The organism is Nocardioides sp. dk884, from assembly GCF_009557055.1.
Lineage (GTDB): Bacteria > Actinomycetota > Actinomycetes > Propionibacteriales > Nocardioidaceae > Nocardioides.
Map to the genome: position 1 here is coordinate 1,286,598 of NZ_CP045649.1, position 21,706 is coordinate 1,308,303.

General features: G+C 69.6%; 12 protein-coding genes, 3 rRNA genes and 1 riboswitch. Of the genes, 13 read left to right on the top strand and 2 right to left on the bottom strand.

Annotated elements, in window-relative coordinates; all coding sequences use genetic code 11:
* Positions 1-62 precede the first annotated feature (62 nt).
* Positions 63-1,658: an MFS transporter gene (locus GFH29_RS06265; RefSeq protein ID WP_153322539.1), complete on the bottom strand. Its 1,596-nt coding sequence runs from the start codon at positions 1,656-1,658 to the stop codon at positions 63-65.
* Positions 1,659-1,861: 203 nt separating this feature from the next.
* On the opposite strand from GFH29_RS06265, the gene ligA reads away from it, so the two are divergent.
* Positions 1,862-3,946 carry an NAD-dependent DNA ligase LigA gene (ligA, locus tag GFH29_RS06270; RefSeq protein WP_153322540.1) on the top strand — a complete coding sequence of 695 codons (2,085 nt, stop codon included), beginning with the start codon at positions 1,862-1,864 and terminating at the stop codon, positions 3,944-3,946.
* On the opposite strand, the gene GFH29_RS06275 is transcribed toward ligA, so the two are convergent.
* The gene (locus GFH29_RS06275) at positions 3,909-4,508 is read right to left on the bottom strand and encodes an AAA family ATPase (RefSeq protein ID WP_228387798.1); all 600 of its coding nucleotides are present in this window, start codon (positions 4,506-4,508) and stop codon (positions 3,909-3,911) included. The two genes, ligA and GFH29_RS06275, sit on opposite strands and share 38 nt — an antisense overlap.
* Positions 4,509-4,573: 65 nt before the next feature.
* Between GFH29_RS06275 and gatC the strand changes: the two genes are divergently transcribed.
* The 12 genes from gatC (at position 4,574) to GFH29_RS06335 (ending at position 21,701) form a co-directional block, all read left to right on the top strand.
* Entirely contained in the window at positions 4,574-4,873 is a 300-nt protein-coding gene (gene gatC / locus GFH29_RS06280; RefSeq protein WP_153322541.1) for an Asp-tRNA(Asn)/Glu-tRNA(Gln) amidotransferase subunit GatC, read from the top strand.
* A complete protein-coding gene (gatA, locus tag GFH29_RS06285) occupies positions 4,870-6,426 on the top strand; it encodes an Asp-tRNA(Asn)/Glu-tRNA(Gln) amidotransferase subunit GatA (RefSeq protein ID WP_153322542.1) in 1,557 nt (518 codons plus the stop codon). Before gatC ends, gatA begins: the two co-directional genes overlap by 4 nt.
* Positions 6,423-7,946 carry an Asp-tRNA(Asn)/Glu-tRNA(Gln) amidotransferase subunit GatB gene (gene gatB / locus GFH29_RS06290; RefSeq protein WP_153322543.1) on the top strand — a complete coding sequence of 508 codons (1,524 nt, stop codon included), beginning with the start codon at positions 6,423-6,425 and terminating at the stop codon, positions 7,944-7,946. The genes gatA and gatB overlap by 4 nt, the downstream gene beginning before the upstream one ends.
* 670 nt (positions 7,947-8,616) lie before the next feature.
* Positions 8,617-10,135 (top strand): 16S ribosomal RNA (locus tag GFH29_RS06295).
* A 382-nt stretch (positions 10,136-10,517) separates the two neighbouring features.
* Positions 10,518-13,637: ribosomal RNA gene (locus tag GFH29_RS06300) — 23S ribosomal RNA — on the top strand.
* Between the two features lie 156 nt (positions 13,638-13,793).
* A 5S ribosomal RNA gene (rrf, locus tag GFH29_RS06305) occupies positions 13,794-13,910 on the top strand.
* The 16S, 23S and 5S rRNA genes sit together here, the layout of an rRNA operon.
* Before the next feature lie 72 nt (positions 13,911-13,982).
* Positions 13,983-15,320: a prenyltransferase/squalene oxidase repeat-containing protein gene (locus GFH29_RS06310; protein ID WP_153322544.1), complete on the top strand. Its 1,338-nt coding sequence runs from the start codon at positions 13,983-13,985 to the stop codon at positions 15,318-15,320.
* Between the two features lie 73 nt (positions 15,321-15,393).
* A riboswitch (cobalamin riboswitch) is annotated at positions 15,394-15,517 on the top strand.
* A gap of 77 nt (positions 15,518-15,594) precedes the next feature.
* Entirely contained in the window at positions 15,595-17,232 is a 1,638-nt protein-coding gene (locus tag GFH29_RS06315) for a prenyltransferase/squalene oxidase repeat-containing protein (RefSeq protein ID WP_153322545.1), read from the top strand.
* Positions 17,229-18,113 (top strand): hypothetical protein, encoded by an 885-nt coding sequence (locus GFH29_RS06320; protein ID WP_153322546.1) that lies wholly within the window; start codon positions 17,229-17,231, stop codon positions 18,111-18,113. The genes GFH29_RS06315 and GFH29_RS06320 overlap by 4 nt, the downstream gene beginning before the upstream one ends.
* Positions 18,110-19,300, top strand: a complete 1,191-nt coding sequence (locus GFH29_RS06325) for an energy-coupling factor transporter transmembrane component T (protein ID WP_153322547.1) — start codon at positions 18,110-18,112, stop codon at positions 19,298-19,300. Before GFH29_RS06320 ends, GFH29_RS06325 begins: the two co-directional genes overlap by 4 nt.
* Positions 19,297-20,889 (top strand): ABC transporter ATP-binding protein, encoded by a 1,593-nt coding sequence (locus GFH29_RS06330; protein WP_153322548.1) that lies wholly within the window; start codon positions 19,297-19,299, stop codon positions 20,887-20,889. The genes GFH29_RS06325 and GFH29_RS06330 overlap by 4 nt, the downstream gene beginning before the upstream one ends.
* Positions 20,886-21,701, top strand: a complete 816-nt coding sequence (locus GFH29_RS06335; protein WP_323368683.1) for an ECF transporter S component — start codon at positions 20,886-20,888, stop codon at positions 21,699-21,701. The genes GFH29_RS06330 and GFH29_RS06335 overlap by 4 nt, the downstream gene beginning before the upstream one ends.
* The last annotated feature ends 5 nt before the right edge of the window (positions 21,702-21,706 follow it).

The window sequence follows — 21,706 nt, forward strand, 5'->3', positions numbered from 1 at the left end:
GCGCAGTTACGCGCAACCCCCGCACCCCACCCAGCCCGAGCCGCCGACCCGTCCGCCGAGGATCAGTGCGCGGCGACGGGGGCGTCCTCGGTGGCGAGCTCCTCGTGGCGCACCCGCAGGAGCGTGAAGACCACCGCTGAGGCGAGGAGCATCATCGCGGAGCCGACGAGGAAGGCGTGGGTGGCGCCCTCGGCGAACACCTGGTTCGCGCTGAGAGCCTGCATCGCCGCGAGCTCCGCCTCGCTCGGGCGGGGCCCGCCGGCCGCCATGGCCCGCTCGGCGGCCCCGGCCAGCTCGGCGCCGCGCTCGGTGAACACGTCGCTGGCGAGCGTCGCGAGCACCGAGAGGCCGAGCGCGCCGCCAACCTGCTGCATGGTGTTGAGGACGCCCGAGCCGATGCCGGTCTCCTCGGGGCGCAGGCGGTGCACGGCGGTCAGGGTCAGCGGCACGAACGTCGCGCCCATGCCCAGCGACATCAGCAGGATGAACGGCAGCACGTCGGTGGCGTACGACGCCTGCACGTCGCTCACCGGGTACGTCGTGTCGTAGGGGATCCGGGAGAACCCGAAGAGCCCGCCGGCGGCCATCAGGGTGCCGACACCGGCGATGTAGCGCGGGTCGATCCGGTTGACCAGGTTCGAGGCGAGGCCGGCCGCGACCACGATCCCGACGCAGAACGGCAGGAACGCGACGCCCGCGCGGATCGGGGAGTAGTCCATGACGACCTGGGTGTACCGGGTGAGGTAGAAGAACATCGCGAACATCGCCGCCGGTGCCAGGAACATCGCCGCATAGCTCGCGGCGCGGGTGCGGTCCATGAACACCCGGGCCGGCAGCAGCGGGTGGGCCACCCGGCGCTCCACGACCAGGAACACCGCGAGCAGGACCACACCGGCGCCCAGGCTGGCCAGGGTCCAGGGGTCGGTCCACCCGTGGTCCGGCTCGCCGGCCCGGCTCACGCCGTACACCACGCCGAGCAGGCCGAGGGTGCCGAGCACCGCGCCGGCGAGGTCGAGCTCGCCGCGGTGGCTCTCGGACTCGGCGAGGAAGCGCGGGGCCAGGAATGCGGCGGCCAGCCCGATCGGGGTGTTGACGAGCAGGGTGAGGCGCCAGCCCTCGACGTCCAGGCCCAGCACGCCGTCCAGGCCGGTCAGCCAGCCGCCGAGCAGCAGCCCGACCGCGGCGCCGGCGCCGGACATCGCGGCGTACACCGCGAACGCGCGGTTGCGCTGCGGTCCGGCCGGGAAGGTCGTGGTGATCAGGGCGAGGGCCGCGGGCGACGCGAGCGCGGCGCCGAGACCCTGCAGCGCCCGGGCGGCGAGCAGCAGTCCCTCGTTGGTGGCCAGGCCGCCGAGCAGGGACGCGACCCCGAAGACGATCAGGCCGATCGTGAAGATCCGGCGGCGTCCGTAGAGGTCGCCGAGCCGCCCGCCGAGCAGCAGCAGGCTGCCGAAGGCCAGCGCGTACCCGGTGACCACCCAGGTCAGGTTGGCCTCGGAGATCGCCAGGTCGGCCTGGATGTAGGGCAGCGCGATGTTCACGATGGTGCCGTCGAGGACGACCATCAGCTGCGCGACCGAGATCAGCACCAGGGCCCAGCCCAGGTGACGGGCGGTGCCGGAACCGGTGGGCTCCGCGGTGGTGGCGGCGTCAGACATGGGGGCTTCCTTCGCTGGGGGCAGCTGGCTGCGGGGCGATGGGCGACCGCGAGGACGCAACGGGTCGGGCCCGGACGCCGGGGACGGTGGTGGTGTCCTCCGTCACAACAGCCTAGGAAGGCGCCCCTGTTCCCGCGACGGGTTAAAAAACCGGCCCGACCGCGGCGCGCTGAGCGTCGGTGGGGCGCGGCAAGATAGCCCCCATGAGCGACCCCACCCCGGCCACCGAGGAGGCCCGCGAGCAGCACCGTGCGCTGGCCGAGGAGATCGAGGACGCGCGCTGGCGCTACTACGTCCTCGACGCACCCACGCTGGACGACGCGGACTTCGACCGGAGGATGCGTCGCCTGGAGGAGCTCGAGGAGCAGTTCCCCGAGCTGCGCACCCCCGACAGCCCCACCCAGAAGGTCGGCGGCGCGGTCTCCACGGAGTTCACCGCCGTCGACCACCTGCGCCGCATGGAGAGCCTCGACAACGCGTTCTCCTTCGAGGAGCTCGAGGCGTGGTACGCCCGCCTCGGCCGCGACGGCGTGGCCGAGCCCGACCTGCTGTGCGAGCTCAAGGTCGACGGCCTGGCGATCAACCTGCTCTACGAGAACGGCCGGCTGGTGCGCGCGCTCACCCGCGGCGACGGCCGCACCGGCGAGGACGTCACCCCCAACGTCCGCACCATCGAGGCGATCCCGGACCGGCTGGCCGCCACCGAGGAGTTCCCGGTCCCGGCGCTGATCGAGGTCCGCGGCGAGGTGTTCCTGCCCGTGGAGGCCTTCGAGCGGCTCAACGAGTCGATGACCGAGGCCGGCAAGCCGGTCTTCGCCAACCCGCGCAACGCCGCGGCTGGCTCGCTGCGCCAGAAGGACCCGCGGGTCACCGCGACCCGCGCGCTCGGCATGGTCTGCCACGGCATCGGCGAGCGCCGCGGGTTCGAGCCGAAGGCGCAGTCGCACGCCTACCGCGCGCTGGCGGCCTGGGGCCTGCCGGTGAGCGAGCAGGTCCGGGTGGTGCCGACGCTGAGGGAGGTCGAGGCCTACATCGACAATGCCGGGGCCAACCGGCACACGATCGTGCCCTACGAGATCGACGGCGTCGTGGTGAAGGTCGACGACGTCTCGCTGCAGCGCCGGCTCGGCTCCACCAGCCGCGCGCCCCGGTGGGCGATCGCCTTCAAGTACCCGCCCGAGGAGGTCAACACCGAGCTGTTGGAGATCCGCGTCAACGTCGGGCGCACCGGCCGGGTGACGCCGTACGCCGTGATGGTGCCGACGCGGGTGGCCGGCTCCACCGTCGAGAACGCGACCTTGCACAACTACTACGAGGTCGAGCGCAAGGACGTGCGCCCGGGCGACACGGTCATCCTGCGCAAGGCCGGCGACGTGATCCCCGAGGTCCTCGGCCCGGTGCTCGCGATGCGCCCCGAGGGGCTGCCCGCCTGGGTCGGGCCCACCGAGTGCCCGGCGTGCGGGACGCCCCTGGTCGAGCAGAAGGAGGGCGACAAGGACCGCCGCTGCCCGAACCACGAGAAGTGCCCCGCGCAGGTCCGCGAGCGGGTCTTCCACGTGGCCGGCCGGGGCGCCTTCGACATCGAGGGGCTCGGCTACGAGGCCGCGACCGCGCTGCTCGACGCGCACGTGATCGACAACGAGGGCGACGTCTTCGACCTCACCGCCGATCAGCTCCGGCAGGCGCCGCTGTTCACCCGCGCGCCGAAGAAGGGGGAGGAGGGCCCACAGCTCACCGCCAACGGCGCCAAGCTGCTGGCCAACCTCGCGGAGCGCAAGCAGGTGCCGCTGTGGCGGGTGCTGGTCGCGCTCTCGATCCGCCACGTCGGGCCGACCGCGGCCCGGGCGCTGGCCACCGAGTTCGGCTCGATGGTGGCGATCCGGGCGGCCAGCGAGGAGCAGCTGGCGGCCGCCGAGGGCGTCGGCCCGACCATCGCCGAGGCCGTCATCGAGTGGTTCAAGGAGCCCTGGCACGTCGAGATCGTGGAGAAGTGGGAGCGCGCCGGCGTCACGATGGCCGACGAGCGCGACGAGTCGGTGCCGCGCACCCTCGAGGGCCTCACCATCGTGGTCACCGGGTCGCTGGAGGACTTCAGCCGCGACTCCGCCAAGGAGGCGATCCTGGCCCGCGGGGGCAAGGCCTCCGGCTCGGTGTCGAAGAAGACCGACTACGTCGTGATCGGCGAGAACGCCGGGTCGAAGGCCGACAAGGCCGAGCAGCTCGGCCTCACGATCCTCGACGAGGCCGGCTTCAAGACCCTGCTCGAGGGTGGTCCAGCGGCGCTGTGAGCCCGGGCGCGTCCGCGGCCAGCCAGCTCTCGACCTCGCGGGGCGAGCGGAGCCGCACCAGCCGCAACTGCGGGTGGGCGGCGAGCGCCGCGGGCACCAGCTCGTGGAACTTGCGCCGGTGGGTGACCATGTAGCGCACCACGTGCTCGGGGTCGGTCCAGATGGTGCGCAGCGGCGGCTCGACGTTGCCGTTCCACAGCACCTCGCGCCGCACCCGGCGCCGTACCGTGCGCCGCACCAGACGCGCGAGGGTCAGCGGGAACGGCAGGTCCAGCCACACCAGGACGTCGGCGCGTGCGGCCAGCAGCGGCCGCGCGGCGGCGTACTGCCACTCGGCCACCCAGCCACCGGTCGCGGTCAGCCGGTCGACGTCGGCGAGGAACTCCGGGCGCGGGGTCCAGGCCGGACCGTGGTGCAGCGCGTCGAGCTCGACGTGCGGCACCCCGAGCACGGTGGCGAGCCGAGCCCCCAGGGTGGTCTTGCCCGACCCGCTGCGACCGGCGATGAGGACCCGGCACCCGTCGCTCGGGCCGCCGGCCGTGGCATCGGGAGGCATCACCATGGCGTCAGGGTAGGCCGGGCGGACCGAATCGTCGGCCCGGCCCGCACGGCACCTAGGATGGGGGCATGCCTGAGATCTCCCGAGACGAGGTCGCGCACCTGGCCGACCTCGCCCGGATCGACCTGTCCGATGCCGAGCTCGACCACCTCGCCCCGCAGCTGTCGGTGATCCTCGAGTCGGTCGCCTCGATCAGCGGCGTGGCCGGCGAGGACGTGCCTCCGACCTCCCACCCGCTGCCCCTGACCAACGTGTTCCGCGAGGACGTCGTGCGCCCCGGCCTCACGGCCGAGCAGGCGCTCTCCGGCGCCCCCGAGTCCGAGCAGCAGCGGTTCTCCGTGCCGCGCATCCTGGGAGACGAGCAGTGAGCGACCCGACCACCGACTGGACCCGCCGCTCCGCGGCCGAGCTCGCCGACGCCCTCGCGGCCGGGGAGGTGACCTCGGTCGAGCTGACCCAGGCGCACCTCGCCCGGATCGCCGCGGTCGACGGCGACGCCGAGGCCGGCGTCCACGCCTTCCTGCACGTCGACGCCGAGGGCGCCCTGGCGAGCGCCCGCGAGTCCGACGCGCGCCGCGCGGCCGGCACCCCCGCCTCCTACCTCGACGGCGTGCCGGTCGCGGTCAAGGACGTGCTGACCACCGAGGGCCTGCCGACCACCTGCGGCTCGAAGATCCTCGACGGCTGGGTGCCGCCGTACGACGCCACGGTCGTCGCGAAGCTCAAGGCCGCGGGCCTGCCGATCCTGGGCAAGACCAACATGGACGAGTTCGCGATGGGCTCCTCCACCGAGCACTCCGCCTACGGCCCCACCCGCAACCCGTGGGACCAGACCCGGATCCCGGGCGGCTCCGGTGGCGGCTCGGCCGCGGCCGTCGCCGCCTTCGAGGCCCCGCTCGCGATCGGCACCGACACCGGCGGCTCGATCCGCCAGCCCGGCGCCGTCACCGGCACGGTCGGCGTGAAGCCGACGTACGGCGGGATCTCGCGCTACGGCCTCGTCGCGATGGCCAACAGCCTCGACCAGGTCGGCCCGGTCACCCGGACGGTCCTGGACTCCGCGCTGCTGCACGAGCTGCTCGGCGGTCACGACCCGCTCGACTCCACCTCGATCGACCAGCCGGTCCCGGCGCTCGTCGAGGCGGCCCGCCAGGGCGCGGCCGGCGACCTGTCCGGCCTGCGCGTCGGCGTCATCAAGGAGCTGCAGGGCGAGGGCTACCAGGCCGGCGTCCAGGCCCGGTTCCAGGAGTCGCTGGACCTGCTGGTCAAGGCCGGCGCCGAGATCGTCGAGGTGTCCTGCCCGAGCTTAGTGCACGCGCTGGCGACCTACTACCTGATCATGCCGTGCGAGGCGTCGAGCAACCTGGCGAAGTTCGACGCGATGCGCTACGGCCTGCGGGTGCTGCCCGAGGGGATCGACGACCCGTCCGCGGAGGACGTGATGCGCGCCAGCCGCGACGCCGGCTTCGGCGACGAGGTCAAGCGCCGCATCATCCTGGGCACCTACGCGCTGTCCAGCGGTTACTACGACGCCTACTACGGCACCGCGCAGAAGGTCCGCACACTCATCACCCGCGACTTCGAGGCCGCCTTCGAGGTCGCCGACGTGCTGGTGTCGCCGACCGCGCCGACCACCGCCTTCAAGCTGGGCGAGAAGCTCGACGACCCGCTGGCGATGTACCTCAACGACCTGGCCACCATCCCCGCCAACCTGGCCGGCGTCCCGGGCATCTCGCTGCCCAGCGGACTGGCCGACGAGGACGGGCTGCCCGCCGGGTTCCAGATCCTGGCGCCGGCCCTGGCCGACGACCGCCTCTACCGCGTCGGCGCCGCCCTCGAGGCCGCGCTGACCGAGCAGTGGGGCGGTCCGCTGCTGGACCGTGCCCCGGCTCTCGACGAGCGACAGGAGATCGCGCGATGACCGCGACGCACACCGGGGCCGCCCTGGTCCCGTTCGACGACGTGCTGGCGTCCTACGACCCGGCGCTGGGCCTGGAGGTCCACGTCGAGCTCAACTCGAACACCAAGATGTTCTGCGGCTGTCCCACCGAGTTCGGCGCCGAGCCCAACACCCAGGTCTGCCCGACCTGCCTGGGCCTGCCCGGCGCGATGCCGGTGGTCAACGCCAAGGCCGTCGAGTCGGCGATCCGCATCGGCCTGGCGCTGAACTGCGAGATCGCGGAGTGGTGCCGCTTCGCGCGGAAGAACTACTTCTACCCGGACATGCCGAAGAACTTCCAGACCTCGCAGTACGACGAGCCGATCGCCTTCGACGGGTGGATGGACGTCACGCTCGACGACGGCAACGGGGGGACCGAGGTCTTCCGGGTCGAGATCGAGCGTGCCCACATGGAGGAGGACACCGGCAAGTCGCTCCACGTCGGTGGCTCCACCGGACGCATCCACGGTGCCTCGCACTCGCTGGTCGACTACAACCGCGCCGGGATCCCCCTGATCGAGATCGTCACCCGCCCGATCGTGGGTGCGGGGGAGAAGGCGCCGGAGATCGCACGCGCCTACGTCGCCCAGCTGCGCGAGCTGATCCTCGCGCTCGGGGTCTCGGACGCCCGGATGGACCAGGGCTCGATCCGCGCCGACGTCAACCTCTCCCTCGCCCCGAAGGGCAGCGGGGTGCTCGGCACCCGCACGGAGACCAAGAACGTCAACTCGCTGCGCTCGGTCGAGCGCGCGGTGCGCTATGAGATGCAGCGCCACGCCGCGATCCTCGACTCCGGGGCGAGCATCCTGCAGGAGACGCGCCACTGGCACGAGGACACCGGTGTCACCACCAGCGGGCGCGAGAAGTCCGACGCCGAGGACTACCGCTACTTCCCCGAGCCCGACCTGGTGCCGGTGGCGCCGACCCGGGAGTGGGTGGAAGAGCTGCGCGCGACCCTGCCGGAGAACCCGACCGAGAAGCGGGCGCGCCTGCAGGCCGAGTGGGGCTTCTCGGACCTGGAGATGCGCGACACCGTCGGCGCCGGTGCCCTCGGCCTGGTCGAGGAGACGATCGCGGCCGGCGCCTCGCCGCAGGCGGCACGCAAGTGGTGGCTCTCCGAGCTGGCACGGCGCGCGAACGACGCCGGGCTCGAGCTCGCGGCGCTGGGGGTCACCCCGGCGGACGTCGCCGCGGTGCAGAAGCTCGTCGACTCGGGCTCGCTCAACGACAAGCTGGCCCGCCAGGTCTTCGACGGCCTGATCGCGGGGGAGGGCACGCCCGAGGAGATCGTCGAGAAGCGCGGCCTGGCCATCGTCTCCGACGAGGGGGCGCTGTCCACTGCGGTCGACAACGCGATCGCGGCGAACCCGGACGTGGCTGACAAGATCCGCGACGGCAAGGTCGCCGCCGCCGGCGCCCTGATCGGCGCGGTCATGAAGGAGATGCGCGGCCAGGCCGACGCCGGCCGGGTGCGCGAGCTGATCCTCGAGAAGCTCACCTGACCTCAGCACCACCGCTCGACCCACGACGGCCGGGAGCACGCAACGCGTGCTCCCGGCCGTCTGCGCGTGAGGCCCCGTGGCCGGGGTCACGTTCTGTCGACTTGCCGGATGGGCAGCGCGGACGTAATGTTCTCCGGGTTGCCCCAGTGCAGCGGGTGCGGGTCCGGTCACGGATCCGTGGCCGCGAGGCGGGGTGGCCGTCTTGTTCGCGGAAGTCTCGCGGCGCCATTGCGGCGCCATTGCGGTGTCGTGTGCTGGCGAGCGGGGGAGGGACTGAAACGGTCCGAATTGCTTAACCGGCGGCTGTGAGGCAAGATTCTCCACGGAGAAACTCGCCGAATAGCCGCACAAGATTTCCGAATAACAAATGCGGAAATCGGGCCGGTTTGCAAGGCGGGAAAGTCCGAGGTAAAGTAGTGCAAGCCCCGACAGGGAGGCCGAGAGGCCGATCACCGGGTGTGTCTGATCCTTGAGAACTCAACAGTGTGTCATATAGTCGACGAATTAGTTTGTTATGCCCCGTCGACACTCATCCATGGCTTTGGTCTTGGTGGTGTTGATGGTTTCTTTGACAATGATTCTGGTTAGACAATTTTTGTCAGCTAGTTTCTCCTGTCAGGGGCATCTCTTTTTCCATGACTGCTCGTGAGGGTGGTTGTGGGTGTTGTTTTCAACGGAGAGTTTGATCCTGGCTCAGGACGAACGCTGGCGGCGTGCTTAACACATGCAAGTCGAGCGGTAAGGCCCTTTCGGGGGTACACGAGCGGCGAACGGGTGAGTAACACGTGAGTAATCTGCCCTGCGCTTCGGGATAACCATCGGAAACGGTGGCTAATACCGGATATGACAACTCACCGCATGGTGGGTTGTGGAAAGTTTTTTCGGCGCAGGATGTGCTCGCGGCCTATCAGCTTGTTGGTGAGGTAATGGCTCACCAAGGCTTCGACGGGTAGCCGGCCTGAGAGGGTGACCGGCCACACTGGGACTGAGACACGGCCCAGACTCCTACGGGAGGCAGCAGTGGGGAATATTGGACAATGGGCGGAAGCCTGATCCAGCAACGCCGCGTGAGGGATGACTGCCTTCGGGTTGTAAACCTCTTTCAGTACCGACGAAGCGCAAGTGACGGTAGGTACAGAAGAAGCACCGGCCAACTACGTGCCAGCAGCCGCGGTAATACGTAGGGTGCGAGCGTTGTCCGGAATTATTGGGCGTAAAGGGCTCGTAGGCGGTTTGTCACGTCGGGAGTGAAAACTCAGGGCTTAACTCTGAGCTGGCTTCCGATACGGGCAGACTAGAGGTATGCAGGGGAGAACGGAATTCCTGGTGTAGCGGTGAAATGCGCAGATATCAGGAGGAACACCGGTGGCGAAGGCGGTTCTCTGGGCATTACCTGACGCTGAGGAGCGAAAGTGTGGGGAGCGAACAGGATTAGATACCCTGGTAGTCCACACCGTAAACGTTGGGCGCTAGGTGTGGGGCCTATTCCATGGGTTCCGTGCCGCAGCTAACGCATTAAGCGCCCCGCCTGGGGAGTACGGCCGCAAGGCTAAAACTCAAAGGAATTGACGGGGGCCCGCACAAGCGGCGGAGCATGCGGATTAATTCGATGCAACGCGAAGAACCTTACCTGGGTTTGACATATGCCGGAAAGCTCTAGAGATAGAGCCCCTTTTAGTCGGTATACAGGTGGTGCATGGCTGTCGTCAGCTCGTGTCGTGAGATGTTGGGTTAAGTCCCGCAACGAGCGCAACCCTCGTCCTATGTTGCCAGCACGTTATGGTGGGGACTCATAGGAGACTGCCGGGGTCAACTCGGAGGAAGGTGGGGATGACGTCAAGTCATCATGCCCCTTATGTCCAGGGCTTCACGCATGCTACAATGGCCGGTACAAAGGGCTGCGATCCCGTGAGGGGGAGCGAATCCCAAAAAGCCGGTCTCAGTTCGGATTGGGGTCTGCAACTCGACCCCATGAAGTCGGAGTCGCTAGTAATCGCAGATCAGCAACGCTGCGGTGAATACGTTCCCGGGCCTTGTACACACCGCCCGTCACGTCACGAAAGTCGGCAACACCCGAAGCCGGTGGCCTAACCCCTTGTGGGAGGGAGCCGTCGAAGGTGGGGCTGGCGATTGGGACGAAGTCGTAACAAGGTAGCCGTACCGGAAGGTGCGGCTGGATCACCTCCTTTCTAAGGAGCACACGCCCCGACAACCGGCGCCTGTTCGGTTGCGTATGGTGGTGTTCACTAGTGGAATCGTCGATGAAGGCTGTGCCTGGTGCCTGTCTTTGCTTTAGTACTGCCTCATGCTTTTGGGTGTGGGGTGTGGAACGTGGTGGGGATGGGTGTGGGGGATGGTCGTGTGACACACTGTTGAGCTTTGAGGGATCAGCCCGAGTTTTGGGTTGTGAGCTCGATGCCTCCTTCGGTTGCTGCCCTGTAGTTGGGGTGGTGGTGGTTGGTGGGTTGGTTGTTTGTGAACTGGATAGTGGACGCGAGCATCTTGTGTGGCACACGTTGTGTGTTGCGCATATTGCAATTAAGTCTTTGTAGTTTTTGTTGAGTGTTTGTGAGACAAGCTATGAAGGGCACATGGTGGATGCCTTGGCATCAAGAGCCGATGAAGGACGTAGGAGCCTGCGATAAGCCCCGGGGAGTTGGCAACCAAGCTGTGATCCGGGGGTGTCCGAATGGGGAAACCCAGCTGGAGTCATGTCCAGTTACCTGCACCTGAATATATAGGGTGTGTGGAGGGAACGCCGGGAAGTGAAACATCTCAGTACCGGTAGGAAGAGAAAACAATAGTGATTCCGAGAGTAGTGGCGAGCGAAATCGGATCAGGCTAAACCTCATGCGTGTGATACCCGGCAGGGGTTGCGTATGGGGGGTTGTGGGACCATTCAGGGTCGTCTGCCGGCGATCCAGACAGTAAGAAACCACAGTTGAAGTCGAATTCCATTGGAAAGTGGAGCCGTAGAGGGTGATAGCCCCGTAGGTGTAAGGCTGTGGCTGTCGAGTGGGATCCCAAGTAACACGGAACCCCTGAAATTCCGTGTGAATCTGGCAGGACCACCTGTTAAGCCTAAATACTCCTTGATGACCGATAGCGGACAAGTACCGTGAGGGAAAGGTGAAAAGTACCCCTGGCGGGGAGTGAAATAGTACCTGAAACCATGTGCCTACAATCCGTCGGAGCGAGGTCTTGTATCTTGTGACGGCGTGCCTTTTGAAGAATGAGCCTGCGAGTTTGCGGTGTGTTGCGAGGTTAACCCGTGTGGGGAAGCCGTAGCGAAAGCGAGTCCGAATAGGGCGTTTCAGTAGCGCGCTCAAGACCCGAAGCGAAGTGATCTATCCATGGGCAGGTTGAAGCGCGGGTAAGACCGCGTGGAGGACCGAACCCACTTAGGTTGAAAACTGAGGGGATGACCTGTGGATAGGGGTGAAAGGCCAATCAAACTTCGTGATAGCTGGTTCTCCCCGAAATGCATTTAGGTGCAGCGTCGCGTGTTTCTTGCCGGAGGTAGAGCACTGGATAGCTAATGGGCCCTACAAGGTTACTGACGTTAGCCAAACTCCGAATGCCGGTAAGTGAGAGCGCGGCAGTGAGACTGCGGGGGATAAGCTCCGTAGTCGAGAGGGAAACAGCCCAGACCATCAGCTAAGGCCCCTAAGCGGTGACTAAGTGGAAAAGGATGTGGAGTCGCAGTGACAACCAGGAGGTTGGCTTGGAAGCAGCCACCCTTGAAAGAGTGCGTAATAGCTCACTGGTCAAGTGATTCCGCGCCGACAATGTAGCGGGGCTCAAGTCATCCGCCGAAGCTATGGCATTCGCACCCACCTTGTGTGGAGAGCCCGAAAGGGTGTGTGGATGGGTAGGGGAGCGTCGTGTCGCGGGTGAAGCCGCAGAGTGATCTAGTGGTGGATGCGACACGAGTGAGAATGCAGGCATGAGTAGCGAATCAGGAGTGAGAAACTCCTGCGCCGAATGATCAAGGGTTCCAGGGTCAAGCTAATCTGCCCTGGGTAAGTCGGGACCTAAGGCGAGGCCGACAGGCGTAGTCGATGGACAACGGGTTGATATTCCCGTACCGGCAAAGTAGCGCCCATGACGAACCTGGTGATGCTAACCATCTGAAACCGCGGTTATCGACTCCTTCGGGAGAAGAGGCTGCGGCGTAGCGTGGGACCCGAACTGGTAGTAGTCAAGCGATGGGGTGACGCAGGAAGGTAGTCGAACCGTACCGATGGTTGTGTACGGCCAAGCATGTAGGGAGCCGCCTAGGCAAATCCGGGTGGCTGACTTTGATGTCGATCCTGAGGTGTGATGGGGACCCAATTGGGGAAGTCGGTGATCCTATGCTGTCGAGAAAAACCTCTAGCGAGCTATGCGCCGCCCGTACCCCAAACCGACTCAGGTGATCAGGTAGAGAATACCAAGGCGATCGAGCGAACCACGGTTAAGGAACTCGGCAAAATGCCCCCGTAACTTCGGGAGAAGGGGGGCCCGGATCGTGTACCCACTTGCTGGGGAAGCGTGAAGGGCCGCAGAGACCAGGCCCAAGCGACTGTTTACTAAAAACACAGGTCCGTGCTAAGTCGTAAGACGATGTATACGGACTGACTCCTGCCCGGTGCTGGAAGGTTAAGGGGACCGGTTAGAACGCAAGTTCGAAGCTGAGAACTTAAGCCCCAGTAAACGGCGGTGGTAACTATAACCATCCTAAGGTAGCGAAATTCCTTGTCGGGTAAGTTCCGACCTGCACGAATGGAGTAACGACTTGGGCGCTGTCTCAACCGTGGACTCGGCGAAATTGCACTACGAGTAAAGATGCTCGTTACGCGCGGCAGGACGGAAAGACCCCGGGACCTTTACTATAGTTTGGTATTGGTGTTTGGTTCGGCTTGTGTAGGATAGGTGGGAGACTGTGAAGTGGCCACGCCAGTGGTTGTGGAGTCATCGTTGAAATACCACTCTGGTCGTACTAGATGTCTAACCTAGGTCCGTAATCCGGATCAGGGACAGTGCCTGATGGGTAGTTTAACTGGGGCGGTTGCCTCCTAAAATGTAACGGAGGCGCTCAAAGGTTCCCTCAGCCTGGTTGGCAATCAGGTGTTGAGTGTAAGTGCACAAGGGAGCTTGACTGTGAGACAGACATGTCGAGCAGGGACGAAAGTCGGAACTAGTGATCCGGCGTCGGCATGTGGAAGCGGCGTCGCTCAACGGATAAAAGGTACCCCGGGGATAACAGGCTGATCTTCCCCAAGAGTCCATATCGACGGGATGGTTTGGCACCTCGATGTCGGCTCGTCGCATCCTGGGGCTGGAGCAGGTCCCAAGGGTTGGGCTGTTCGCCCATTAAAGCGGCACGCGAGCTGGGTTTAGAACGTCGTGAGACAGTTCGGTCCCTATCCGCCGCGCGCGCAGGAAACTTGAGAAAGGCTGTCCCTAGTACGAGAGGACCGGGATGGACGAACCTCTGGTGTGCCAGTTGTCCCGCCAGGGGCACGGCTGGTTGGCTACGTTCGGAAGTGATAACCGCTGAATGCATCTAAGCGGGAAGCACGTTTCAAGATGAGGTTTCCCACCCGGTTAACGGGGTAAGGCCCCCAGCAGAACACTGGGTTGATAGGCCGGAGGTGTACAGCAGCAATGCCTAGCCGACCGGTACTAATAGGCCGAGGGCTTGTCTTACACTCACTTTACTGAAACTATCAAGACAACCGCGCAATTGATCGCGTCCACGATCCAACACAACACCACATGCACAACATGTAAATAGTGGCTTGGCTCCCCAGATACACACCCCAACTTTTTGCGGCGGGTGTTGATGGGTGGAGTCGATAGAGTTACGGCGGCCATAGCGAAAGGGAAACACCCGGTCCCATCCCGAACCCGGAAGTTAAGCCTTTCAGCGCCGATGGTACTGCAACCGAGAGGTTGTGGGAGAGTAGGACGCCGCCGGACAATAATTCACAGAACGGGTCGCACCCCACGGGGTGCGACCCGTTCTGGCATTTCGGCATAGAATTCGTCGTGATGTCTGAGAATTCTGCTGCCCCCTGTCGTCGTGCGCCCCTGCGCCGCGTGCGCGCTCTGGCGGTGCTCGGGTCCCTTGTCCTGGTCACGAGCGCCTGCGGCGGCGACACCGAGGACGCGTCCCCGGAGCCCGCGCCCGAGCGTGCCACCGCCCCCGCCCTCGGCGCCGCACACTGGTTGTCCGAGGAGCTGCAGGACGGGCTGCTGGTCGGTGAGTACGGCCCCGACTACGGGCTCAGCATCGACGCGGCCCTGGGGCTGGCCGACGTACCGGGCCAGGACGACACGGTGCACGAGATCGCCGCGGCGGTGGGCGCGTCAGTGGAGAGCTACACGACGGGCGTGGACTTCGGCAGCCCCGACACCTTCGCGGGCTCGGTGGCGAAGGTGGCCGTGCTCGCCGAGGTGAGCGGCGGCGACCCCCGCGACGTCGACGGCACCGACGTGCTGGCCCGCCTCGAGGATCTGGTCGCCGACGACGGTGCGCTCGCGGGCCGGCTCGCCGACGACGTCCGGGACCCGAAGGGGTCCGACTACGCCAATGCGATCGGCCAGACCTACGCCGTGCGTGCCCTCACCGGCGCCGGCTCCCCGGAGGCGTCCGCTGCAGCGGACTACCTGATCGCCCAGCAGTGCGAGCCGGGCTGGTTCCGGCTCTACTTCGCCGCCCCCGACGCTCCGCAGGCGTGCGGGGACGGCCCCCGACGCCTCGACCAGCCCGACACCGACGTGACCGCGCTCGCCGTCCTCGCCCTGCAGGACGTGCCGGGGGAGGCCGCTGGCTCGGCGGTCGACGCAGCCGTCGACTGGCTGGTCGCGACCCAGGACGCCGACGGCGGGTTCGGCGGCGCCACCGGGACGGAGGGGCTCAACGCCAACAGCACCGGGCTCGCGGGGCTCGCACTGCAGCGCGCCGGCCGCACCGCGGAGGCGGCCCGGGCCGCGGAGTGGGTGGCGGCGCGACAGGTCACCGAGCCCAGCTGCGGGGCCACCCGGCTGCCCACCGGCGCCGTCGCCTACGCCGCCGACGCTGCGGCGGGGGAGCTGCGCGACCCGGTCGTGCGCGACCAGTGGCGGCGGGCGACCGCCCAGGCGGCGCCGCTGCTCCAGCTGGTCGGTGAGCCCGCAGGCGAGGTCGTCGCGACAGCTTCCGAGGACGAGGTCCGCATCGATGGTCTCGGCGACGGCGAGCCGGCGTGCCTCACCGGCCCGGGTGGGTACGCCGAGGAGCTGGTCGGCACCGGGGACACCCTGGAGGTGCCCCTGGCGGGCACGGTCCCGGCCGGCCTCGAGGTCCGCACGCTCACCGGAGCGATTCCGGTGGACCCCGCTGTCTGAGCGGACGTGGAGCGCCTCACACCCCACGGCCCACGGCGCGCGCGAGCCCGCCCGGGTGGGGTATGTTCCGCAGACACATCCATATGCCCGTGGTGGGGAAAGCCGGTCCAAGTCCGGCGCTGACCCGCAACCGTAGGTCGTGGCTGCACCCGCAGCGACGACGAGCCGGAGCACCTGTCACGACGCATCCTGATCACAACGCTGTCGTGGAAAGCAGCGGTGGTCACCGCCCGGTTCCGGGTAGTGCCCCCGCTGTGTGCAGCGGGAAGGAACCATGAGCTCCTCCATCGTGCGCCGTACCGGCGTGCTTGCTCTCCTCTCAGCCCTGGTGACCGGCGGCCTGGCGGTCACCGGCCCGACGCCTGCCGTGGCGGCGCCGACACCGACCGGGACCGCCACGGCCCCGTCCGGTCCGGCGACCGCCGGCGCCCGGTGGCTCACCAGCCAGCTCACCGGCGGTCTCGTCGAGGGTGAGTGGGGTCCCGACCACGGGCTCTCCATCGACGTCGCGCTGGCGCTGGCCGCCGTGGGCTCCGAGGACGGAGTGCAGCAGGTCGCCGACGCCCTGGCCACCTCGCTCGACGCCTATGTCACCGGCGACGCCTTCGGTGACGCCGACAGCAGCTACGCCGGCGCCACCGCCAAGGCTGCGGTCCTCGCGGTGGTCGCGGAGCGCGACCCGCGCGCCTTCGGCGGCCGGGACCTGATCGCGGCCCTCGAGCAGGTCACGACCGACTCCGGCCCGGCCGCCGGCCGGATCGTGGATCGCAGCACGTACGGCGACTACGCCAACGCCCTGGGCCAGGCCTACGCCGTTCGCGCACTTGAGGCCGCGGGAAGCACCGAGGCCGCCGCGGCGACCTCCTACCTGCTCGACCAGCAGTGCGCGGCGGGCTTCTTCCGCCTCGAGCTCGGCGCCGTCGAGGCGGCCGACCAGACCTGCGACGGCGCGCCGGGCGCCGAGCCGGACACCGATGTCACCGCGCTCGCGGTGCTCTCGCTGCTGCCCCAGGCCGACCATGCGGACGTGAAGCCCCACCTCACGGCGGCCCTCGACTGGCTGCGGCGCAGCCAGCGCGGCGACGGCTCGTTCGGTGGCGGCGTGGCCACCGAGGCGCCGAACGCCAACAGCACCGGTCTCGCCGCCTGGGCGCTGGGGGAGGCGGGTCGCACCAAGGCTGCGGCCCGTGCCGCCGGCTGGGTCCGTGGCCAGCAGCTCGCCCACGCGGGCGCGTGCACGCCGTACCGTGCCGGTGACCTCGGGGCGATCGCCTACGACGCCGCGGGGCTCGACACGGTGAAGAGCTCCGGTGTCGCGGAGCTGCGCGACCAGGTGCGTCGCGCGAGCGCGCAGGCGCTGCCGGCGCTCACCTGGGCACCCGGACGCGTCGACGAGGTGGTGGTCCCTCCGATGGCCCCGCCGCGGTTCCACCGCGCCGGCACCCGCGTGGCCGTGTGGCTCGGGCCCCTGGCCCCCGGCGAGCCGGTCTGCGTCACCGTGGCGGGCAGCCGCCGTCAGGTCCGCGCCGACCACACCGGTGCCGCCCGCGCCCTGATGAAGCTGCCGGCCCGCACCGCGACGCACGCCGTGCGCGCGGTGGCGACCTCCGGCTCGGTCACGCCGTTCCCGTCCCGCCTGCGTGCGCTCGCGGCGACCACCCCGGTGGTGAAGCTGCGCGCCCGCGTCGCCCGAGGCCGGACCGTCCCGGTGCGGGTGCGCGGCCTGGCCGCCCGCGAGCCTGCGACCCTCCGCTTCCGCGGCAAGGTCGTCGCCCGCGGCACCAGCGACGCCTCGGGTCGCTGGACCCCGCGGCTCCGCGTCACCGGCAAGGCCGGCCCGGCGACCCTCGCGGTCCGCGGCGCCTTCGCCGACCGGCGGCGCTCGGTCACCGTGACGGTGGTGCCGCGATGAGCAGGGTCCGGGCCGCCGCGGCGCTGCTCGCCGGGCTGCTGTGCCTGGCACCGCTCACGGCCGCGCCGCCGGCCAGCGCGGCCACCTGCACCGACGGTCGCGGCGTGAGCGTGGTCGTCGACTTCGGCGCCCTCGGCGGCGGGCTCCAGGAGTCCTGTGACGCCGACGGCGGGGGCAAGAAGGCCACCGCGATCTTCGCCGACAGCGGGGTCGAGCTCACCTACGCCCAACGGTCCGCGGGCTTCGTGTGCCGCGTCGAGGGCGTCCCGAGCAGCGACCCGTGCATCAACGCCGCCCCGGCGGACGCCTACTGGGGCCTGTGGTGGTCCGACGGCGAGACCGGCACGTGGGTCTACGCCTCGCTGGGGACCTCCTCGCTGACCGTGCCCGACGGCGGCTCGGTCGCGTTCTCCTGGAACAGCGGCACGCGCACCCAGCCCGGGGTTGCACCCCCGGTGGCCGCCGCGGCGGCTCCCACGGCGCCGAGCAGCCCGCGTGCGACCCCGTCCCACGGCACCGGCGGCACCCGTCCGGGCCCGGGCGGCGGGGCCGACGCCGCGCAGCCCGCCCCCTCCGACGCCCCCAGCGCCGCCGCCGGCACCGGTACGCCGAGCACCGCAGCGACCCCCGGTGCCGACCCGAGCGGTACGCCGGCGCGCGAGCCGCGGCGTACCGACCGGACGGCCGCTGGCGGGCCCTCCGCCACCGCGGCCACGCCGGGCGCCGAGGAGCCCGCGGAGAGCACCGAGGCCGTGGAGGAGTCCGCGGCCACCGCCGACGACGGCGGCCTGCCCGGCTGGGTCGTGCTGGTGGTGCTCGCGCTGGTCTTCGGTGGCGCCGGTGTCGTCGCCGTGCGCCGGAGGGGCACCGCCGGACGATGAGCGTCGACCCCCGGACGAGCGCCGGCCCCCGGATCCCCCGTGACCTGCACCCGGTCGCGTGGTGGATCTGGGCGGTCGGCCTCGCCGCGGCCGCATCGATGACCACCAACCCGCTCGTCCTCGGGCTGCTGCTCGGCTCCGTGCTGCTCGTGGTCGCGGCGCGGCGCTCCGACCAGCCGTGGGCCCGCGCCTTCCGCCTGTACCTCTGGCTGGCCGCCGCGATCGTGGTCTTCCGGGTGGTGTTCCGGCTGGTCTTCGGCGGCGCGTACGGCGAGACCGTGCTGCTCGACCTGCCCACGGTGCCGCTGCCCGACTGGGTCCTGGGGATCACCCTGCTGGGCCCGCTGACGCTGGAGTCCCTCCTCGTCGGGCTCTACGACGGGCTGCGCCTGGCGATGATCGTGGTCTGCGTCGGCGCCGCCAACGCGCTCGCGAACCCCAAGCGGCTGCTGCGCTCGGTGCCGCCGGCGCTCTACGAGGTCGGCACCGCCTTGGTCGTCGCGGTGACGGTGCTGCCGCAGTTCGCCGAGAGCGTGCGGCGGGTGCGTCGCGCCCAGGAGCTGCGCGCGGGGGAGCAGGGGCGGGTCGCCCGGCTGCGCCGCCTCCTCGTACCCGTCCTCGAGGACGCGCTCGACCGCTCCCTCGCGCTGGCCGCCGGCATGGACACCCGCGGCTACGGGCGCAGCGGCAGCGCCACCGCCGCCCAGCGGCGCACGACCGGCGCGCTGATGCTGCTCGGCCTGTGCGGCATCGCCGTCGGCGTGTACGCCGTGCTCGACCGCACCGCGCCCCGGCTGCTCGCGGTCCCGATGCTGGTCCTCGGCGTCGGCGCGGCCGGCGCCGGGCTGCTGAGCGCCGGCCGGCGCGTCGAGCGGACCCGCTACCGACCCGACCGCTGGCACCCGGCCGAGCTGGCCGTCGCCGGCTGCGGTGTGCTCGCAGCGGCGATCGGCTGGTGGGTCAGCGGCCACCAGGTGCTGGTCGCCTACCCCGACGTGACGTCGGTGCCGCCGGTGAGCGCCCTCGCGCTGGCCGGTGCCCTGGTCGCCGCGCTGCCGGCCGTCCTCGCCCCGCCGCCGCGTCTCTCGGCGACCCGCGCCGCACGGTCGTCCCGGTCACCCGGCCGGACCCCGACCGCCGCCCCCGCCCCTGCCCCTACCTCCGCACCGAGAGCGAGCACCCGATGATCGAGCTGCGCGACATCACGTTCTCCTACGCCCCCGACACCGCGCCGGTCCTCGACGGCGTCGAGCTGAGCATCGAGGAGGGCGAGCTGGTGCTCGTCTCCGGCCCGACGGGCGTCGGGAAGTCGACCCTGCTGGGCATCGTGACCGGCCTGGTGCCGCGCTTCTCCGGTGGTGTGCTCGACGGCGACGTGCTGCTCGACGAGGCCAGCATCGTGCGCACCCCGCCGCGCGAGCGCGCCCACGCGATCGGCTACGTCGGGCAGGACCCCGCCGCCGGCTTCGTGACCGACACCGTCGAGGAGGAGCTGGCCTACGGCATGGAGCAGCTCGGTCTCCCGGGCTCCACGATGCGCCGCCGGGTGGAGGAGACCCTCGACCTGCTCGGGATCGCCGACCTGCGCGACCGGGACCTGCGCACCCTCTCCGGCGGTCAGCAGCAGCGGGTCGCGATCGGCTCGGTGCTCACCACCCACCCACGGCTGCTGGTGCTCGACGAGCCCACCTCCGCCCTCGACCCGACCGCCGCCGAGGACGTGCTGGCCACCCTGACCCGGCTGGTCTCCGACCTCGGGCTCTCGGTGCTGCTGGCCGAGCACCGCCTGGAGCGGGTCGTGCCCTTCGCGGACCGGATGTGCCTGCTGCCCGGCGACGGCCGGCTGCTGGTCGGGGAGCCCGCCGAGCTGCTCGCCACCTCGCCGGTGGTGCCGCCGATCGTCGAGCTGGGCCGGGTGGCCGGCTGGGACCCGCTGCCGCTCAACGTGCGCGACGCGCGCCGCGCCGCCCGCCGCCTCGACCTCGGCCCCGGGCCGGTCGAGGCGCCGGCGGCCGAGCGCCGCCGCCCGGGACTGGTCGCCCGCGGGGTCACCGTCGACCACGGCGGCGACCCCGTCGTACGTGCCCTGGACCTGGAGCTGTCCGGCGGCACCGTCACCGCGCTGATGGGGCGCAACGGCGCCGGCAAGTCCTCGCTGCTGTGGGCCCTGCAGGGCAGCGCGGCGCGCCGCTCGGGCTCGGTCCGGGTCGGCGAGCTCGACCCGGCCCGGCTCTCGCCGGCCGAGCGCCGGGCGCTGGTCGGCCTGCTGCCCCAGAACGCCGCCGACCTGCTCTACCTCGACACCGTCGATGCGGAGTGCGCCGACGGCGGGCCGGGCACCCGCGAGCTGCTGGACCGGCTGGTGCCCGGCATCCCCGGCGACGCGCACCCGCGCGACCTCTCCGAGGGCCAGCGGCTCGCCGTGGCGCTCGCCCTGGTGCTCGCCGCGCGGCCCGGGGTGGTGCTGCTCGACGAGCCCACCCGCGGCCTGGACTACGCCGCCAAGCGGGTGCTGGCCGGGGTCCTGCGCGACCTGGCCGCGGAGGGCCGCACGGTGCTGGTCGCGACCCATGACGTGGAGTTCGTCGTGCAGGCCGCCGACGACGTGGTGGTGATGGCCGACGGCGAGGTCGTCTCCTCCGGACCGGTACGCCGCGTGGTGGCGGAGTCGCCCGCGTTCGCGCCCCAGGTGACCAAGGTGCTCGGCGCCCCCTGGCTGCGCGTCGAGGAGGTCGCGGCCGCGCTCGGGGCCACACCGCCCGGGAGCCCGTCGTGAGCGGGGCGCGGGCGGCCGCCGTACCGCTGAGCATGCGGTCGGTGGCGGTCCTCGCCGTCGGCTCCCTGGCCGGGCTGGTGATGCTGTGCTGGCCGCTGTTCGTGCAGGTGCAGCCGGGGGACCGGGTGGACCCGCCGTTCCTCTTCCTGGCGCTGCTCCCGGTGGTGGTGGCGGTGGTGCTCGCCGAGGTCAGCGAGGGCGGGCTCGACCCACGGGTGCTCGCGGTGCTGGGCGTGCTGTGCGCGGTCAACGCGCTGCTGCGCGGGATCTCCGCCGGGGTGGCCGGCATCGAGCTGGTGTTCTTCCTGCTGATCCTGGCCGGGCGGGTCTTCGGCCCCGGGTTCGGCTTCGCGCTGGGCGCGCTGTCGCTGCTCGCCTCGGCGCTGATGACCGCGGGCGTCGGGCCGTGGCTGCCCTACCAGATGCTGGTCGCTGCCTGGGTCGGCATGGGCGCGGGGCTGCTGCCGCGCCGGGTGCGGGGACGCGCGGAGATCGCGATGCTGGTGGTCTACGCCGTTGTCGCGTCGTACCTCTACGGGATGCTGCTCAACCTCTCCGGCTGGCCGTTCCTGCTGGGCGTGCAGGTGCCCGGCCACGAGGGGTCGCTGGCCTACGTCGCCGGCGCGCCGGTGCTGGAGAACCTCCAGACCTTCCTCGTCTACACGGTGCTGACCTCCACGGGCAGCTTCGACACCGGCCGGGCGATCACGACCTCGATCGCGCTCGTGGTGCTCGGGCCGGCCGTGCTGAGCACCCTGCGCCGCGCCGCGCGGCGCGCGACGGTGACCGGCGAGGTCCGCGCCCCGGGCTGAGCCGG

What these genes read in the sequence shown, in the direction of transcription:
- GFH29_RS06265 (WP_153322539.1), bottom strand. Translation starts at nt 1,658, where the DNA reads ATGTCTGACGCCGCCACCACCGCGGAGCCCACCGGTTCCGGCACCGCC.
- ligA (WP_153322540.1), top strand. Translation starts at nt 1,862, where the DNA reads ATGAGCGACCCCACCCCGGCCACCGAGGAGGCCCGCGAGCAGCACCGT.
- GFH29_RS06275 (WP_228387798.1), bottom strand. Translation starts at nt 4,508, where the DNA reads ATGGTGATGCCTCCCGATGCCACGGCCGGCGGCCCGAGCGACGGGTGC.
- gatC (WP_153322541.1), top strand. Translation starts at nt 4,574, where the DNA reads ATGCCTGAGATCTCCCGAGACGAGGTCGCGCACCTGGCCGACCTCGCC.
- gatB (WP_153322543.1), top strand. Translation starts at nt 6,423, where the DNA reads ATGACCGCGACGCACACCGGGGCCGCCCTGGTCCCGTTCGACGACGTG.
- GFH29_RS06310 (WP_153322544.1), top strand. Translation starts at nt 13,983, where the DNA reads ATGTCTGAGAATTCTGCTGCCCCCTGTCGTCGTGCGCCCCTGCGCCGC.
- GFH29_RS06315 (WP_153322545.1), top strand. Translation starts at nt 15,595, where the DNA reads ATGAGCTCCTCCATCGTGCGCCGTACCGGCGTGCTTGCTCTCCTCTCA.
- GFH29_RS06320 (WP_153322546.1), top strand. Translation starts at nt 17,229, where the DNA reads ATGAGCAGGGTCCGGGCCGCCGCGGCGCTGCTCGCCGGGCTGCTGTGC.
- GFH29_RS06325 (WP_153322547.1), top strand. Translation starts at nt 18,110, where the DNA reads ATGAGCGTCGACCCCCGGACGAGCGCCGGCCCCCGGATCCCCCGTGAC.
- GFH29_RS06330 (WP_153322548.1), top strand. Translation starts at nt 19,297, where the DNA reads ATGATCGAGCTGCGCGACATCACGTTCTCCTACGCCCCCGACACCGCG.